Origin of the sequence: Kitasatospora sp. NPDC086791 (assembly GCF_040685975.1) — a bacterium.
Lineage (GTDB): Bacteria > Actinomycetota > Actinomycetes > Streptomycetales > Streptomycetaceae > Kitasatospora.
The window spans coordinates 598074-613707 of sequence record NZ_JBFBOC010000002.1 but is presented as its reverse complement, the minus strand read 5'-3'; the positions used below and the strand labels follow the sequence as shown (position 1 = coordinate 613707).

General features: G+C 71.8%; 15 protein-coding genes. 12 read left to right on the top strand and 3 right to left on the bottom strand.

Annotated elements, in window-relative coordinates:
- Window position 1 precedes the first annotated feature (1 nt).
- The 3 genes from AB0Q99_RS06620 (at window position 2) to lnt (ending at window position 5636) form a co-directional block, all read left to right on the top strand.
- Window positions 2–178, top strand: a complete 177-nt coding sequence (locus AB0Q99_RS06620) for a hypothetical protein (RefSeq protein ID WP_363569096.1) — start codon at window positions 2–4, stop codon at window positions 176–178.
- The gene (cobN, locus tag AB0Q99_RS06615) at window positions 175–3810 is read left to right on the top strand and encodes a cobaltochelatase subunit CobN (RefSeq protein ID WP_363569094.1); all 3636 of its coding nucleotides are present in this window, start codon (window positions 175–177) and stop codon (window positions 3808–3810) included. Before AB0Q99_RS06620 ends, cobN begins: the two co-directional genes overlap by 4 nt.
- Before the next feature lie 128 nt (window positions 3811–3938).
- Entirely contained in the window at window positions 3939–5636 is a 1698-nt protein-coding gene (gene lnt, locus AB0Q99_RS06610) for an apolipoprotein N-acyltransferase (RefSeq protein ID WP_363569092.1), read from the top strand.
- 78 nt (window positions 5637–5714) lie between these two features.
- Here the strand turns inward: lnt and AB0Q99_RS06605 are convergent, their stop codons facing one another.
- From AB0Q99_RS06605 to gdhA, 3 genes are all read right to left on the bottom strand, one after another.
- Window positions 5715–6479, bottom strand: coding sequence for a VOC family protein (locus tag AB0Q99_RS06605; RefSeq protein WP_363569090.1), 765 nt, complete (start codon window positions 6477–6479; stop codon window positions 5715–5717).
- A 214-nt stretch (window positions 6480–6693) separates the two neighbouring features.
- Complete coding sequence (locus AB0Q99_RS06600; protein WP_363569088.1) at window positions 6694–7569, bottom strand: AraC family transcriptional regulator; 876 nt, start codon at window positions 7567–7569, stop codon at window positions 6694–6696.
- 118 nt (window positions 7570–7687) lie between these two features.
- The gene (gene gdhA, locus AB0Q99_RS06595; RefSeq protein ID WP_363569086.1) at window positions 7688–9088 is read right to left on the bottom strand and encodes an NADP-specific glutamate dehydrogenase; all 1401 of its coding nucleotides are present in this window, start codon (window positions 9086–9088) and stop codon (window positions 7688–7690) included.
- A 320-nt stretch (window positions 9089–9408) separates the two neighbouring features.
- On the opposite strand from gdhA, the gene ribA reads away from it, so the two are divergent.
- From ribA to AB0Q99_RS06550, 9 genes are all read left to right on the top strand, one after another.
- Window positions 9409–10038, top strand: a complete 630-nt coding sequence (gene ribA / locus AB0Q99_RS06590) for a GTP cyclohydrolase II (protein ID WP_363569084.1) — start codon at window positions 9409–9411, stop codon at window positions 10036–10038.
- A 498-nt stretch (window positions 10039–10536) separates the two neighbouring features.
- Window positions 10537–10860: a hypothetical protein gene (locus AB0Q99_RS06585; RefSeq protein ID WP_363569082.1), complete on the top strand. Its 324-nt coding sequence runs from the start codon at window positions 10537–10539 to the stop codon at window positions 10858–10860.
- Window position 10861: 1 nt separating this feature from the next.
- Window positions 10862–11374 (top strand): DUF6879 family protein, encoded by a 513-nt coding sequence (locus AB0Q99_RS06580; protein ID WP_363569080.1) that lies wholly within the window; start codon window positions 10862–10864, stop codon window positions 11372–11374.
- Window positions 11375–11383: 9 nt separating this feature from the next.
- Complete coding sequence (locus AB0Q99_RS06575) at window positions 11384–12232, top strand: helix-turn-helix transcriptional regulator (RefSeq protein WP_363569078.1); 849 nt, start codon at window positions 11384–11386, stop codon at window positions 12230–12232.
- A gap of 98 nt (window positions 12233–12330) precedes the next feature.
- The gene (locus tag AB0Q99_RS06570; protein WP_363569076.1) at window positions 12331–12549 is read left to right on the top strand and encodes a hypothetical protein; all 219 of its coding nucleotides are present in this window, start codon (window positions 12331–12333) and stop codon (window positions 12547–12549) included.
- Window positions 12550–12954: 405 nt separating this feature from the next.
- Entirely contained in the window at window positions 12955–13383 is a 429-nt protein-coding gene (locus tag AB0Q99_RS06565; RefSeq protein ID WP_363569074.1) for a hypothetical protein, read from the top strand.
- Entirely contained in the window at window positions 13380–14036 is a 657-nt protein-coding gene (locus AB0Q99_RS06560; RefSeq protein ID WP_363569072.1) for a hypothetical protein, read from the top strand. The genes AB0Q99_RS06565 and AB0Q99_RS06560 overlap by 4 nt, the downstream gene beginning before the upstream one ends.
- Complete coding sequence (locus AB0Q99_RS06555; RefSeq protein WP_363569070.1) at window positions 14000–14842, top strand: hypothetical protein; 843 nt, start codon at window positions 14000–14002, stop codon at window positions 14840–14842. Before AB0Q99_RS06560 ends, AB0Q99_RS06555 begins: the two co-directional genes overlap by 37 nt.
- Window positions 14839–15441: a GNAT family N-acetyltransferase gene (locus AB0Q99_RS06550; protein WP_363569068.1), complete on the top strand. Its 603-nt coding sequence runs from the start codon at window positions 14839–14841 to the stop codon at window positions 15439–15441. Before AB0Q99_RS06555 ends, AB0Q99_RS06550 begins: the two co-directional genes overlap by 4 nt.
- The last annotated feature ends 193 nt before the right edge of the window (window positions 15442–15634 follow it).

Genomic DNA, 15634 nt, shown 5'->3' with positions numbered 1-15634 from the left:
AATGCACCAGCGCTGTCGCATGCCCGCGCACGCGTCCACGGCCGTCCACACGGCGGCCCCGGCCGGAGTCACGGCCACCCTGGCCGACCCCTCGGCCGACCCGGCCCGCATCCGGGCCACCCCGGCCGGCTCCACGGCCGACCCGGCCACCGACGAGGCCGGGAGGGCCTTCGCATGATCCTGCTGCTGTCGACGTCCGACACCGACCTGCTCAGTGCCCGCGCGTCCGAGGGCCCGGTGCGCTACCGCCTCGGCAACCCGGCCCGGCTCACCCCCGCCGACCTGCCCGCGCTGCTGGAGGGCACCGAGCTCGTCGTGGTCCGCCTCCTCGGCGGGCGCCGCGCCTGGCAGGAGGGCCTGGACGCACTGCTGGCCGGCCCCCGCCCGGTGGTGGTGCTGACCGGTGAGCAGGCCCCCGACGCCCAGCTGATGGAACTGTCCACCGTCCCGGCCGGCATCGCCGCCGAGGCGCACGCCTACCTGGCCCACGGCGGCGCCGCCAACCTGGCCGAGCTGGGCGCGTTCCTCTCCGACACCGTGCTGCTGACCGGCCACGGCTTCGCCCCGCCCGCCTCCGCGCCGGCCTGGGGCCCGCTGGAGCGCGAGGCCCGCACCGGCGACGGCGCCGACGCGCCGACGGTCGCGGTGCTCTACTACCGCGCCCACCACATGAGCGGCAACACCGCCTTCGTGGAGACGCTCTGCCGGGCCGTCGAGGAGCGGGGCGCCCGGGCCAAGGCCTACTACTGCGCCTCGCTGCGCGGTGCCGAGCCCGAGCTGCTGGCCGCGCTCGGCGAGGCCGACGCGATCGTCACCACTGTGCTCGCCGCCGGCGGCACCCGCCCGGCCGACGCCCAGGCCGGCGGCGACGAGGAGGCCTGGGACGCGGGCGCGCTCGCCGCACTGGACCGCCCGATCCTGCAGGCGCTCTGCCTGACCTGGTCGCGCGCCCAGTGGGAGGGCAGCGACGACGGCCTCTCCCCGCTGGACACCGCCACCCAGATCGCCGTGCCGGAGTTCGACGGCCGCCTGATCACCGTCCCGTTCTCCTTCAAGGAGCTGGACGAGGACGGCCTGACCGTCTACGCCGCCGACCCGGAGCGCGCCGCCCGCGTCGCCGGCATCGCCGTCAGCCACGCCCGGCTGCGCTACGTCCCGGCCGCCGAGCGCCGCCTCGCGCTGGTGCTGTCCGCGTACCCGACCAAGCACGCCCGGGTCGGCAACGCCGTCGGCCTGGACACCCCGGCCAGCGCCGTCCGGCTGCTGCACCGGCTGCGCGAGGAGGGCATGGACCTCGGCCACGACCTGCCCGGCCTGGACGACGCCGCCGAGGACGGCCACGAGGGCGACGCGATCATCCACGCCCTGATCGCGGCCGGCGGCTACGACCAGGACTGGCTCACCGAGGACCAGCTGGCCCGCAACCCGGTGCGCATCCCCGCGGCCGACTACCGCCGCTGGTACGCCACCCTTCCGCAGGCGCTGCGGGAACAGGTCGAGGAGCACTGGGGCCCGGCGCCCGGCGAGCTGTACGTCGACCGCTCGCAGAACCCGGACGGCGACATCGTGCTGGCCGCGATCCGCTCCGGGAACCTGCTCGTCCTGATCCAGCCGCCGCGCGGCTTCGGCGAGAACCCGGTCGCCATCTACCACGACCCCGACCTGCCGCCGAGCCACCACTACCTGGCCGCCTACCGCTGGATCGAGGCCGCGCAGGAGGACGGCGGCTTCGGCGCCCACGCGGTCATCCACCTCGGCAAGCACGGCAACCTGGAGTGGCTGCCCGGCAAGACCGCCGCGCTGTCCGCCGAGTGCGGCCCCGACGCCGTCCTCGGCAACCTCCCGCTGGTCTACCCCTTCCTGGTCAACGACCCGGGCGAGGGCACCCAGGCCAAGCGCCGCGCCCACGCCACCCTGGTCGACCACCTCGTCCCGCCGATGGCCCGCGCCGACTCCTACGGCGACATCGCGCGGCTGGAGCAGCTGCTGGACGAGCACTCCAACATCGCCGCGATGGACCCGGCCAAGCTGCCCGCGATCCGCGCCCAGATCTGGACCCTGATCCAGGCCGCCAAGCTCGACCACGACCTCGGTCTGGACGAGCGCCCCGAGGACGACGGCTTCGACGACTTCCTGCTGCACGTCGACGGCTGGCTCTGCGAGGTCAAGGACGCCCAGATCCGTGACGGCCTGCACGTGCTCGGCCAGGCGCCGGCCGGCACCGACCGGGTCAACATCGTGCTCGCCATCCTGCGCGCCCGGCAGATCTGGGGCGGCGTCAGCGCGCTGCCCGGCCTGCGCGAGGCACTCGGCCTGGACGAGGCGGCGCTGACCCTCGGCGCCACCGACGCGGCCGAGGCCCGGGCCCGCGCCCTGGTCGAGGCGATGGAGGCGGAGGACTGGGCGCCCGAGGCGGTCGAGAAGGTCACCGCCGAGCTGCCGGAGACCGTCCGGGAGGCCGTGCACGAGGTGCTGGCCTTCGCCGCCACCCAGGTGGTGCCGCGACTGGCCGCCACCACCGACGAGCTGGACGCCGTGCTGCACGCGCTGCGGGGCGGCTTCGTCCCGGCCGGCCCGTCCGGCTCGCCGCTGCGCGGCCTGGTCAACGTGCTGCCGACCGGCCGCAACTTCTACTCCGTCGACCCGAAGGCCGTCCCCAGCAAGCTCGCCTGGGAGACCGGCCAGGCGCTCGCCGCCTCGCTGATCGAGCGGTACACCGCCGACAACGACGGCGCCTACCCGCCCTCGGTCGGGCTCTCGCTCTGGGGCACCAGCGCGATGCGCACCGCCGGCGACGACATCGCCGAGGCCTTCGCCCTGCTCGGTGTCCGCCCGGTCTGGGACGACGCCTCCCGCCGGGTCACCGGCCTGGAGCCGATCCCGCCGGCGGAGCTGGGCCGCCCGCGCATCGACGTGACGCTGCGCATCTCCGGCTTCTTCCGCGACGCCTTCCCGCACGTGGTCGCCCTGCTGGACGACGCGGTGCGCCTGGCCGCCGCCCAGGAGGAGCCCGCGGAGCAGAACTTCGTCCGCGCCCACGTCCAGGCCGACCTCGCGGTCCACGGCGACGAGCGCAAGGCCACCGTCCGCGTCTTCGGCTCCCGCCCGGGCACGTACGGCGCGGGACTGCTGCAGCTGATCGACAGCCGCGACTGGCGCACCGACGCCGACCTCGCCGAGGTGTACACGGTCTGGGGCGGCTACGCCTACGGGCGCGGGCTGGACGGGCGGCCGGCCCGCGAGGAGATGGAGACCGCGTACAAGCGGATCACCGTCGCCGCGAAGAACACCGACACCCGCGAGCACGACATCGCCGACTCGGACGACTACTTCCAGTACCACGGCGGCATGGTGGCCACCGTCCGCGCCCTCACCGGCAAGGCGCCCACCGCCTACATCGGCGACTCCACCCGCCCGGAGACGGTCCGCACCCGGACGCTGACCGAGGAGGCCGCCCGGGTCTTCCGCGCCCGCGTGGTCAACCCGCGCTGGATCGAGGCGATGCGCCGCCACGGGTACAAGGGCGCCTTCGAGATGGCCGCGACCGTCGACTACCTGTTCGGCTACGACGCCACCACGGGCGTGGTCGCGGACTGGATGTACGAGAAGCTGACCGAGGAGTACGTGCTCGACCCGGTCAACCGGGAGTTCCTCGCGGGCGCCAACCCGTGGGCGCTGCACGGGATCAGCGAGCGCCTGCTGGAGGCGGCGAGCCGCGGGCTGTGGGAGCAGCCGGACCCGGAGCTGATCGCGCAGCTGCAGGCCGCGTTCCTGGAGACGGAAGGGGACCTGGAGGGCGGCGAGGGCTGAGGGCGGCCGTTCGACGGGTGAGCGGCCGTTCGAGCGGTGGGCCGCCACCCCGCTGTTGGTGTTCCCGTCGCCCATTCGGGTGACGGGAACACTGGTGGCGCACGCCGTCCGAGCGGACAATACGGGGCATGTCGCGCCGCATCGGTCCCACCAGCCCAGCCCTGAGCACGACCCCCTCGGCGAACGCGGACGCAGCGGGAAGAGCGGGGAGAGCGGAGAGAGCTGGGCAAGCGGAACAGGCGGAGCAGGCGGAGGGAACGGAGCGAGCCGGGGACCGGGCGCCGCGCCCCTCGTACCCGTCGCGGTCCTCGCACCCCTCGCGGCACTCGCACCCGCCGCACCGGTACCGGGCGCGGTTCGGGGCGCTGGCCGCCGGGGCGGTGCCGGTGCTCGCCTTCCCGGCGCCCGGGCAGGCCTGGCTGGCCTGGATCGCGCTCGTCCCCGGGCTGCTGCTGATGCAGCGGGCGCCGTCGGGGCGGGAGGCGGCGGTGCGCGGCTGGTGGTTCGGGGCCGGGTTCATCCTGACCGCGATGTACTGGCTGGTGCCGTCCATCGGGCCCGGACTGCCGGTGCTCGCGGTGCTGTTCGGTGCGCTGCAGGGCGCCGTCGGGTACGCCGTGCACCGGCTGCTGAGCCCGCCGCTGACCACCCGTCGGGCGCTGCTCGCGATGGTGGTCGTCCCCGCGGTCTGGGTGTCCGCCGAGTACGCGCGGTCCTGGTCGGCGCTCGGCGGGCCGTGGGCGCTGCTCGGCGCCACCCAGTGGCAGCACCCGGCGATCCTCGGGCTGGCCTCGACGGGCGGGATCTGGCTGGTCAGCGCGGCGGTGGCGGCGGTGAACACCGGGGTGCTGATCGCGCTGACCTCGGTGCACTGGCGGCCGCGGGCCGTCGCGGCCTCGGCGACCGTGCTGGTCCTGGCCTCCGGACCGGCGCTGTTCGCGCTGCGCGAGGCACCCGCCGGAGCCGGGTCCGTCACGGTCGCGCTCGTCCAGCCCGGCATCGTCGAGGACCCGCAGGCACGGTTCGACGCGAGCGTCCGGGCCACCGCCGCCCTGGTCGGGCAGCCGGTGGACCTGGTGGTGTGGGGCGAGAGCAGCACCACGGCCGACCTGGACCACGACCCGGCCGCGCTGGACGCGCTGCGCGGACTCGCCGCGACCACCGGCGCCCGGATCATCGCCGGGGAGGACGCGCGCAAGGCGGACGGGAGGATCTCCAAGGACGCGGTGCTGGTCTCCCCGGCCGGGGTGGTGGACCGCTACCGCAAGATCCGGCTGGTGCCGTTCGGCGAGTACATCCCGCTGCGGCCGGTGCTCGGCTGGATCGCCGGGGTCAGCCGGGCGGCGGGCGAGAACCGGGCGCCCGGCACCGCGTTCCACCTGCTGCCGGCCACCGACCGGACGGGCGCGCCGCTGCCGGTCGGGGCGCTGATCTGCTTCGAGTCGGCCTTCCCCGACATGGCCCGCACCGCCGCGCGGGACGGCGCCCGGGTGCTGGTCTACCAGTCCTCGACCTCGACCTTCCAGCACACCTGGGCGCCCGAACAGCACGTCTCGCTGGCGGCGATCCGGGCCGCCGAGACCGGGCGGCCGGCCGTCCAGGCCTCGCTGACCGGCGTCTCGGCTGCCTTCGACGCACAGGGCCGGGAGCTCGCCCGGCTCGGCACCGACGACACCGGCGCGCTGACCGTCCGGCTGCCGCTCACCGTGCCCGGGACGCTGACCTGGTACGACCGGGTCGGCGACGTGGTGCCGGTGGGGGCGCTGCTGATCACGGCCGGGGCGGCGGCGGTAGCCGTGGCGGGACGACGGCAGCGGCGGCGGTAGCGGCGGCGGTAGCCGTGGCGGGACGACGGCAGCGGCGGCGGTAGCGGCGGCGGTAGCCGTGGCGGGACGGCGCTCGGCTCAGCCCTCCGAAGGGGCGTGGTAGATGCCGAAGGCGGCGCCCTGCGGGTCGCGCAGCACCGCGATCCGCCGACCGCCCGGCACGCCACCGGCGGGCATCAGCACGTCCGCGCCCAGGGCCACCGCCCGGGCGACGGTGAGGTCGGTGTCGGCACAGGAGAAGTACGGCAGCCAGTGCGGCGGCACCTCCGGCGGGAAGCCGTCGCCCATCACCAGCATGCCGCCGAAGTCCCGGCCGGCCAGGCCCCATTGGGTGTAGTGCTCGGACGGGGCGACCGACCAGCCGAAGACCGCCGGGTAGAAGTCGGTCGCGCCGGCCGGATCGCGGGTGAGCAGTTCCACCCAGCCGAGCGAGCCGTGCTCGTTGAACACCCCGGCGCCCTTGAAGGCGCGGGCCTGCCAGAGGATGAAGACGGCGTGGGAGCGGTCGGCCGCCACCGCGAAGCGGCCGTGGTCGAGCACGTCGGCGGGCTCCTTCAGGAGGCTGCCGCCGGCGTCCGCGATCCGCGCGGCGGTGGCACCGGCGTCGGCGACCGCGAAGCAGACCGTCCAGGCCGTCGGCTGCCGCGGAGCGTAGCGCGGCATGATCGCGGCGACCGGGGCGTCCCCCAGGAACATCCGGACCCCGTCCCCGTCCTCGGGGCGGGTGCCGTCGTCCTCCCGCCAGCCGAACAGTTCGCGGTAGAAAGCCCTGGCGGCGGCCGGGTCGGAGGTGCCCAGCTCGACCCAGCAGGGGGCGTCGGTGGTCACGGAGGTCAGCTTCATGGCATCGGTTCTCCAGCTCGGTGTCGGCCCCCGGGCCCTCCCCGCCCAGGATGCGGCGCGGGAAGGGACAGGGGCGGACGCTGGTGGGCCGAACGGGGGCGGGGGAAGAGGCGACGGCTGACGGAGGGCGAGTAACAGATGACAGATGACAGCTGACAGATTTCATCATCTGTCAGCTGTCATCCGTTACCTGTCATCTGTCAGCCGGCACCCGTCAGCGCCGCAGGGCCCGCGCCACCGGGATCCAGAGCTCCGCCTCGGCGTCGCCCGCCCCCGGGACGAAACGGGTCTGCAGGATCTCCGGACCCGGCCGGGCCTCGTACGGGTTGGACGGGAACCACTGGGTGTACACGTCCGCCCACATCTCCTGTAGCGCCTGCGGGAACGGCCCGGAGTTGCGAAACACCGCCCAGGTGCCCGCAGGCACGTCCAGCACGTCCAGGTCCTTCGGGACGACGGCGTCCTCGCACGCCACCACCGCGTGCCAGTAGTCGAGTTCGACCCCCTCCTCCCGGACGGACGGGATGTCGTCGCTCACCGACACGATGCCGACCGGGTCCGGGCCCGTCAGCGCCGCGATCCGCTCGACGGTCTCCGTGCCGAGCCCCTTGATGAACTCCGCGATGTGCGGGTTGACGCCCAGGTAGATCAGGGGCACCCGGGCCTTCCTGCCGACGATCCGGAAGTCCGGCTTCTCGACGATCCGGTATTCCATGCTGCTACTTCCCTCCACGACGAGTCGGAAGGACATCCGGGGCTGGGAGGTGAGCACCGCACCGTCGCGCCGGGCCTCGCCCGGCCCGACCCCGTGCACGGCCCGGAACGCCCGGGCGAACGCCTCGCCCGAGCCGTACCCGTACCGGATCGCGATGTCGAGCAACGTCCGCTCACCGGCGAGGACTTCGGCCCCCGCGACGGTCAGTCGCCGGCGCCGGACGTACTCCGACAGCGGCATCCCGGCGAGCATCGAGAACAGCCGCCGGAAGTGGTACTCCGACGTCATCGCGATCCGCGCCAGCTCTGCCGCGTCGACCTCGCCGTCCAGGTGCCGTTCGATGTGCTCCATCGCCCGGTTCAGGTGTTCCAGCACTCCCGCCCGTCCTTCCTCGTTGATCACCACCGTAGGAAGGACCCACCCTGCCGCACCCGACGATCGGTGCCCGCTCCGGTCGGGTACCGATCGCCGGGTCACCAGCGGAGACGGCTGCTCAGATGAGGCCCTGGGCCAGCATCGCGTCCGCGACCAGCTCGAAGCCCGCGATGTTGGCGCCCACCACGTAGTCGCCGGGCCGGCCGTAGCGCTCGGCGGTGGTGAAGCAGGAGTCGTGGATGTGCTTCATGATCGCGGCCAGCCGCTCCTCGGTGTGCCGGAAGGTCCAGGAGTCGCGCGAGGCGTTCTGCTGCATCTCCAGCGCGCTGGTCGCGACGCCGCCCGCGTTCGCCGCCTTGCCCGGGCCGAAGGCCACCCGGGCCTCCTGGAACACCCGCACCGCCTCCGGGGTGGTGGGCATGTTGGCGCCCTCGGCCACCGCGAGGACGCCGCCCCGCACCAGGGCGAGCGCGTCGGCCTCGGTCAGCTCGTTCTGGGTCGCGCAGGGCAGCGCGACCTCGCAGGGCACGCTCCACACCCCCGGCCCCTCCACGAACCGGACGTGGCTGCCGCGCAGTTCGGCGTACTCGGAGATCCGGCCGCGCCGGACCTCCTTGACCTCCTTGAGCAGGGCGAGGTCGATGCCCTTCTCGTCGACCACGTAGCCGGTGGAGTCGGAGGCGGTGAGCACCGTCGCGCCGAGCTGCTGCGCCTTCTCGATCGCGTAGAGCGCGACGTTGCCGGAGCCGGAGACCACCACCCGGCGCCCGTCCAGGCCCTCGCCGCGGCTGTGCAGCATCTCGGCGGTGAACAGCACGCAGCCGTAGCCGGTGGCCTCCGTCCTGACCTGCGCGCCGCCCCAGCCCAGGCCCTTGCCGGTGAGCACGCCGGCCTCGTAGCGGTTGGTGATCCGCTTGTACTGGCCGAAGAGGTAGCCGATCTCGCGGCCGCCGACGCCGATGTCCCCGGCCGGCACGTCGGTGTGCTCGCCGAGGTGACGGTGGAGCTCGGTCATGAACGACTGACAGAACCTCATGATCTCGGCGTCCGAACGGCCCTTGGGGTCGAAGTCGGAACCGCCCTTGCCGCCGCCGATCGACAGCCCGGTGAGCGCGTTCTTGAAGATCTGCTCGAAGCCGAGGAACTTGACGATGCCGAGGTTCACCGAGGGGTGGAACCGCAGCCCGCCCTTGTACGGGCCGAGGGCGCTGCTGAACTCCACCCGGAAGCCGCGGTTGACGTGGATGTCGCCGGAGTCGTCCGTCCACGGCACCCGGAACATCAACTGCCGCTCGGGTTCGCAGATCCGCTCGATGATCCGGGCGTCGAGGAGTTCGGGCCGGTGGGCGAGCACCGGGGCCAGGGTCTCCAGCACCTCGTGGACGGCCTGGTGGAACTCCGACTCGCCCTTGTTGCGGCGGACCACGTCCGCGAAGAGGGACTCGACCGCGCGCTGTTCGGCGTCGAAGCGGGGCCGGGTCGAGGTGTCGGGGGCGGAATCGGGGCGGCTCAGGGGCATCTGTTCAGGACCTTCCGTGATCGTCGGTGGTCGTGCGCGGGGCGTTCCCGCGTCCAGGAGACGCGGGCCGTTCCCGTGCCCAGGAAACGGGACGAAGTCCCGCAGTGTCGACACCCCGGACCGTTCTCCTTCCACATGTCGGAAGGTCGGGCGGGAACACCCGGGACGGACGGGGTGTTGTGCGCCTCCGTGGTCGCGTCGGACATCGGGCGATTCAGTTGTTCAAATTGGAACAACCGAGTACGGTCGACATCCGATCCCCCCGATCGATCCGGATCCCGATCCGACCCGGCTCACCCCCGATCGACGAAGGCCCGCCCATGCCTCAACCCGGCTCCGCCACGGTGCGCTCGCGTGTGCGCATCCCGCTGACCTTCCCCGACGGCTACCGCGCCGAGGCGGAGGTCTCCACCTTCCACGGCCTCGCCGACGGCGCCGAACACCTGGCCCTCGCGCTCGGGACGGTCCCCGAGGGCGGTACCCCGCTGGTGCGGCTGCACTCCGAGTGCCTGACCGGCGACGTCTTCGGTTCGGACCGCTGCGACTGCGGGCCGCAGCTGCGCGAGTCGGTGGAGCGGATCAGCACGGCCGGCGGGTACCTGCTCTACCTGCGCCAGGAGGGCCGGGGCATCGGGCTCTACAACAAGCTCGACGCGTACGCCCTGCAGGACTCCGGGCTGGACACGTACGACGCCAACACCGCGCTCGGCCTGCCCGAGGACGGCCGGGACTACACCGCCGCCGCCCAGATGCTCGCCGCGCTCGGCACCACGGGCATCGACCTGCTGAGCAACAACCCCGACAAGGCCGCGCAGTTGGCCGGCCTCGGGATCACCGTCCGGCACCGGGTGCCGACGGGCGTGCACCTGTCGGAGAGCAACGTCCGGTACCTGACGGCGAAGGTGGAGCGGACGGGGCACTCGATCGAGCTTTCCCGGCTGGTCGGCTGAGCCTCCCGCCGGAGGCGCGCACCGGACGGCCGACCGTGGGTGCCGGCCACTGGACCGTCACCGGTGCCGGCCACGACCGCCGCCTCGACGTCACCCTCACCACCACCGACTTCGCCGCCGACATGTACGAGATCCGGGAGAACGGGCACTACATCTCCCGCCACCCCTACCGCCACCAGGCCGACGCCGCCGCGCGGCAGCTGCTCGCCGACGGCGTCGAGATCGGCGAAAGGACACCAGAGCCCCCCGCGGCCTCCACTCACCGCTGCTCCGCCAGTCTTGCCGGCCGCTGGCAACAGGCCCCACCCTCACCACTCTTCGCAACCGCTGTCTATGGCCCCATGTCTGTCGAGCAGCAGGATGAAGGGAGTTCGCCCCTTATCCACACGGCTACTTGCGCCCTCGCCAGGCTCCAGGTCGCTGAGCTGGTAGTTCGTCAGACGCGAGGTGGTTCGTCAGACACGAAACGCCTGACAGGACGGTCGTGCACCCGCCAGGATGAGCCCACCGGTTGTGCAACTACGCGGACCCAGAGTCACAGGGAGCATCGTGCAGCCTCTACAGTTCATCGGGATCATCTCCAACACGCCAGAGGTTGACTCGCCGACCATTTGGCGCGACCCGGAGAACGGCGACCTGATCATCCAGTCCTACAAGGCCAGCGAAGAGGACTTGAGCCGCTGCAAGGAGGTTGGTTCGATCCCCGGGCACTCGACTGACGTGCCTGACCACGAGACCGTGATCCGCCTCCCGGAAGAAATGATCAAGTTCATCGTGGACCTCGCCGCAGGGCTGGCCACTCAAGCGGGAGAGAAGGAGTAGCGTGGCCAACCCGATCGCCACGGCCATGGCAGAGGCCAAGTTCTCTGCCGTGCACCTGGAGATGCGCGACAACTACACGCCGAACGACCCGCAGTTCCAGCGCTATCGGGAGGGTCTTCGCTACAGCCCGGACGACCGGCCGGAGTGGTTCCAGAACTGGACCAACCTCGCCGGAGACGTGATCAACCGTGGTGTGGTCATGCGCCGGGCTCGGATCGTCTCCGAGCCGGTCACGGAGTACATCCGCTACGAGCACCACGTGACGTTCCTCAACGTGGCTATCGGCGAGCAGGTTCGCTGGCTTCCGCGTCGGTTGGCGGCAGACATTGCTCTGCCAGGAACTGACCTGTGGATGTTCGATGACTCCAAGATCATGTTCACCTTCTTCTCGGGTGACGGGGATGTGGTGGACCGGGAGTGGACGACCGAACCTGACGTCGTTCAGCTCGTGAAGAACGCCTTCGAGACCGTGTGGCATCGGGCGACTCCGCACGAGGACTACGTGCTCAAGTAGCCGAACGAGATGCGTACCTCTCGCTCATCGAGCGTTCAGCAGGCCCGGAAAGCTCTAGCCGAACGGCTTAAGGAGGTCCGGAAGGACTCCGGGCTCACCGGGCCTGCTCTCGCCCTCGCGTGCGGTTGGAGCAAGTCGAAGTGCTCCCGCATCGAGAACGCGATCACCGCACCGTCCGAGCAGGACATCAGGGATTGGTGCCGCGCCTGCGGAGCAGACGACCAGGCCGCGGACCTGGTGGCTTCCCTCCGCTCGGTGGAGACCATGTTTACCGAGTGGCGACGCATGGAGCGGAGCGGGCTCAAGCGCGCCCAGGAGATGGTCCTGCCGTTGTACGAGCGAACCGCCCGGTTCCGGGCGTACACACCTGGAATCCTGCACGGTCTCCTCCAGACCCGGGACTACACCCGCTCGGTACTCCAAGCCACCCAACGCCGTCGTGTTGCCGTGGACGACGTGGAAGAGGCCGTGCAGGTGCGCATGGAGCGGCAGGAGATCCTGAGAGACCACGGGAAGACCTTCGCCTTCATCATCGAAGAGGCATGCCTGTACCACGGCCTTGGCGGCGCGGAGGTAGCCGCCGGCCAGCTCACCCACCTGATCGCTGTGGCGTCCCTGGCGAACGTGAGCCTGGGAATCGTTCCGAGGGGTTATTTGCGTCACTCCATGCACGTCGAAGCGTTCTCGCTCTACGACTCGTCACAGGCCAACGTTGAACTCGTCTCCGGGTACCTCCAGATCACACAGCCCTCCGAGGTGGCCATGTACATCAGCCGGTTCGGGGAACTGTCCACAGATGCCGTGCACGGCGCTGCCGCTCGCACCCTGATCTCAGAGGCGATTGACTCTCTCGAGTGACTGCTGTGCAACTGCGTGCAACTTGTTGGAGAGCGTCTGGCTGAAACTCCTACGGTCTATCACGCACCCCCACCGCCACGGCGAAGGAGGACAGACCGATGGCGAGACGCAGCCCCGAGCGTGAGTACCACGAGGTTGTAATCAGCCCGAGCACGGACGAGTGGGGCCGGGCCCCTGCAGGCTGGAGCCCGCTGGACGACTACCGGAGGGCCAACGCCGCCGGGCGGGCCCCCTCGGTGGGCACGGCGCTCCAGATCGACGCTGTGCGTTCCACCTGCCCCTGCCGGGACTGCGTGGCCCGCAGATCGGCCGCGTGACCTGCACGGGCACCCCGTCCGCCTCGGTGTACCGAATGCGCAGCACCTCGTGCCGGGCCACCACCTGGTCCAGGGCCCGGCCGAGCGCCCGCCGCGCTGCGGGCCGCGCTCGGCGTAGGAACGCCGTGGACGATCAGGACGAGTACCGCGACGCGGCCGAGCAAGCCGCACACGGAGTCCCCACCCCAGTACCGGTCGCTGTCGCCTCCACGCTCTCGCTGTTCGCGCTGATAGCGCCGGCAACCGCGCTCATCGCCTCAGGCCGCTTCTAGCCAGCACCCGCGCCTCCGGGCGCCCACAGTCTCCCGGCCCATCGGAAAGGATCTGATGGGCCGGGCCGCACCACCACGCACCACTTGCCCGCCCGCATCCGGGCGAGCAGAGCCAACCCGATTGGAGAGGCACGTGAGCACCGCCACCATCAAGCCCAGCGCCGAGCTGGACGAGCTGGGCAAGTTCTTCACGATCGCCGCGCGCCAGATCGACGCGGGCCAGACCGCGCCGCAGATGTTCTCGGCCGCGATCGACGCGGCGTGGCACGCCCTGGCTGCGGCCCCGGGCGCGCACGAGGCGTTCACCCTCCAGCACGCCGGCCGCAAGCTGACCCACGTCGAGAGCGCGGGCAACGGCTTCATCTCCTGGGTGAGCGCGTACGAGGAGGCGTACGGCCCCCTGCCGGAGATCTGGTTCACCGATGCCAACGGCACGGTCAACACCGAGGCCCTGGGCCGCTACCGGGACACGGGCGAGGTCTACGCCGAGTGGGACTGCTCGCCCGCCGGCGGAGACGGCGACGACGACGGCGTCATGGCCCCGGAGAAGACCACCCGGTGATCACCGCACCATCCGACGGAGCGTCCCGGCCGACCACCGGGGCGCTCCGCCTCACCGAGGCCCGGGCGGAGAGCCCCGTCAGCATAGACGTGAACGGGTACCTCGCCGACCTGTACGAGCACTGCCCGTTCCTGCGGCCGTCCACCCGCCGGGGCATGACCGGCTGGACCGTCTACCAGATCACACCGGGCAGCCACCAGTACGCCGTGGAAGCCGAGTTGTTCCATGCCGGGGTCCAGGCCGCGGAATGGGTCCGCCCACTGATGGGTCGGCCGTACGGTGTTCTCGCATGCGAGAGCGTGGTGTTGCTCGGGCACTGCGAAGGCGCTGACCACCGGGAGTTGATGGCCTGGCCCCATTGGGCACTGAAACACCTCTACGCCCCCGTCGGAGTCATGTTCGGCAAGTTCGCCCACGGCGCTGTCGAGACCGGCCGGCGCGGGCAGAGCATCCCGCCGCCGCCCTTCTCGTTCCTCCCGGTACGGGCGGGCGTCCGGCCGCTGGACCCGAAGTTCCTGGAGGCAACGCCCGACCTCGCCACGGCGCTTTCCGTGGCGGCCGACGACGGCCGGGACGTCTTCGAGCACATTCCTTGCGAGTGGAAGGCAGTACGAGAATGGGCGAGTTCACTTCCGAGGCCGCAACGGCGCTGATGGCGGCGGCGGGCATCTGTGGGCCGTTCGAGCTGGAGGAGATCAGCAACCGGCGGGGCTCGGCGGTGTGGAAGGCCAGTGGTCCGCAGGGCATGGTGAGCATCAAGCTCGGCATCGGGGACGCCGCCGAGGTCACCGCCCGCGAGGCGGCCGTGCTGGACCGGCTTCCCGGGTACACCGTGATCGCCGGCCGCTTCGCCGACGGCGTCTGGTACGTCGCCCCATGGCTGGCCGGGCCGTCCACCTGGGACCTCTTCCGCACCGTGCGCAAGGGTGACGGCGGGAAGGCCGAAGCCCTCGCCGCTGCGGTCGGCCTGTGCCGCGCCGTGGCGGACCTGCACGAAGCCAGTTGGGTACACGGGGACCTCCAGCCCCAGCACGGCATCCACACCGAGCAGGGCGTCCGTCTCCTCGACTTCGCTTGGACGCGGCAGGTCGGCACCACGCCTTGGTCAGCGTTCGACGGCACGATGATCCACCTCACCGCGCCCGAGCTGGCCGCCTGGATCATCAACGGGCCCCAACCCGTGGACACCACGCAACCGGCCGACGTCTATGCCCTCGCTGGAACCCTGTGGACCTGCGTAACCGGTCACTGGCCTCTGGACTACGAGACCGCCGGGCTCGGCAAGGGAACCCCGCCGGATGCGATCCGCAAGGCCATCGCCCACCGCGCCGTCCCGCTGTCCACCACCCTGCCCTGGCCCTCCCTCCAAGCAGGTCTGCGGCACGCCCTCCTGGCCGCACCCGACGACCGCCCGACCGCCGCCGAGCTGACGACGCTCGTGGAAGCCGCGGACGCGTGATCGAACTGCGGGAGCTGGTCTCCGGTGACGCCGACGCCCTACTTCGCATCTACAGCGCGGAGGCGACGAAGTACCTGGGAAGGGCCCCGATGGACGCCGCCGAAGCCCGGTTCTACGCCCGAACCGCCGCAGCCGCCGCGGCCTCGACCCCGCGCACCCTGTACACGCTCGGACTCACCGCGAGCGATGACCTCCTCGGAGTCGTCAAGCTCCACCTGGACCGGCCCGTTGCCGCGATCAGTTACATCCTGCGGCCCGACGCCTGGGGCCTGGGCCACGCCACAGAAGGGGTCCGCACGATCCTCGCTCTGGCCTTCGGCCACCTCGGACTGCCCGAGGTCCACGCCAAGCACCACCCGGACAACCCCGCGTCGGGCCGCGTACTCCTCAAAGCCGGGTTCACACCCACCGGCGTGGCCGGTGGATTCCGCACCTACGCCATCCAGCCCCGTCCCGCTGGCTCCGCGTCGGCCAGCACCGCGGCGTCGAGATCTGGCAGCGCGGACTGCCCTTCGATATCCGCGTATTCGACCGGCACTGACCATCTCGCACCCCCGCCGCCGACAACCCCCACCGGCGGGCCCGCCCCCGTTCCGTGACTGCCCCCGGTGTCACGGAACGGGGGCCTACTCGTCCGTCCAGGAGAAGCCTTGCGACCGGAAGTCGATCACCAAATAGGCTCCCCCGCATGACGCCTACGAAGCAGCGGGGACTGATGGTCTCGAAGTCGAGATAACCCGAGGCGACCCCGCTGCCCCACGGGTGGTCTATCTGCCGTCCGCGGAGCTGGCT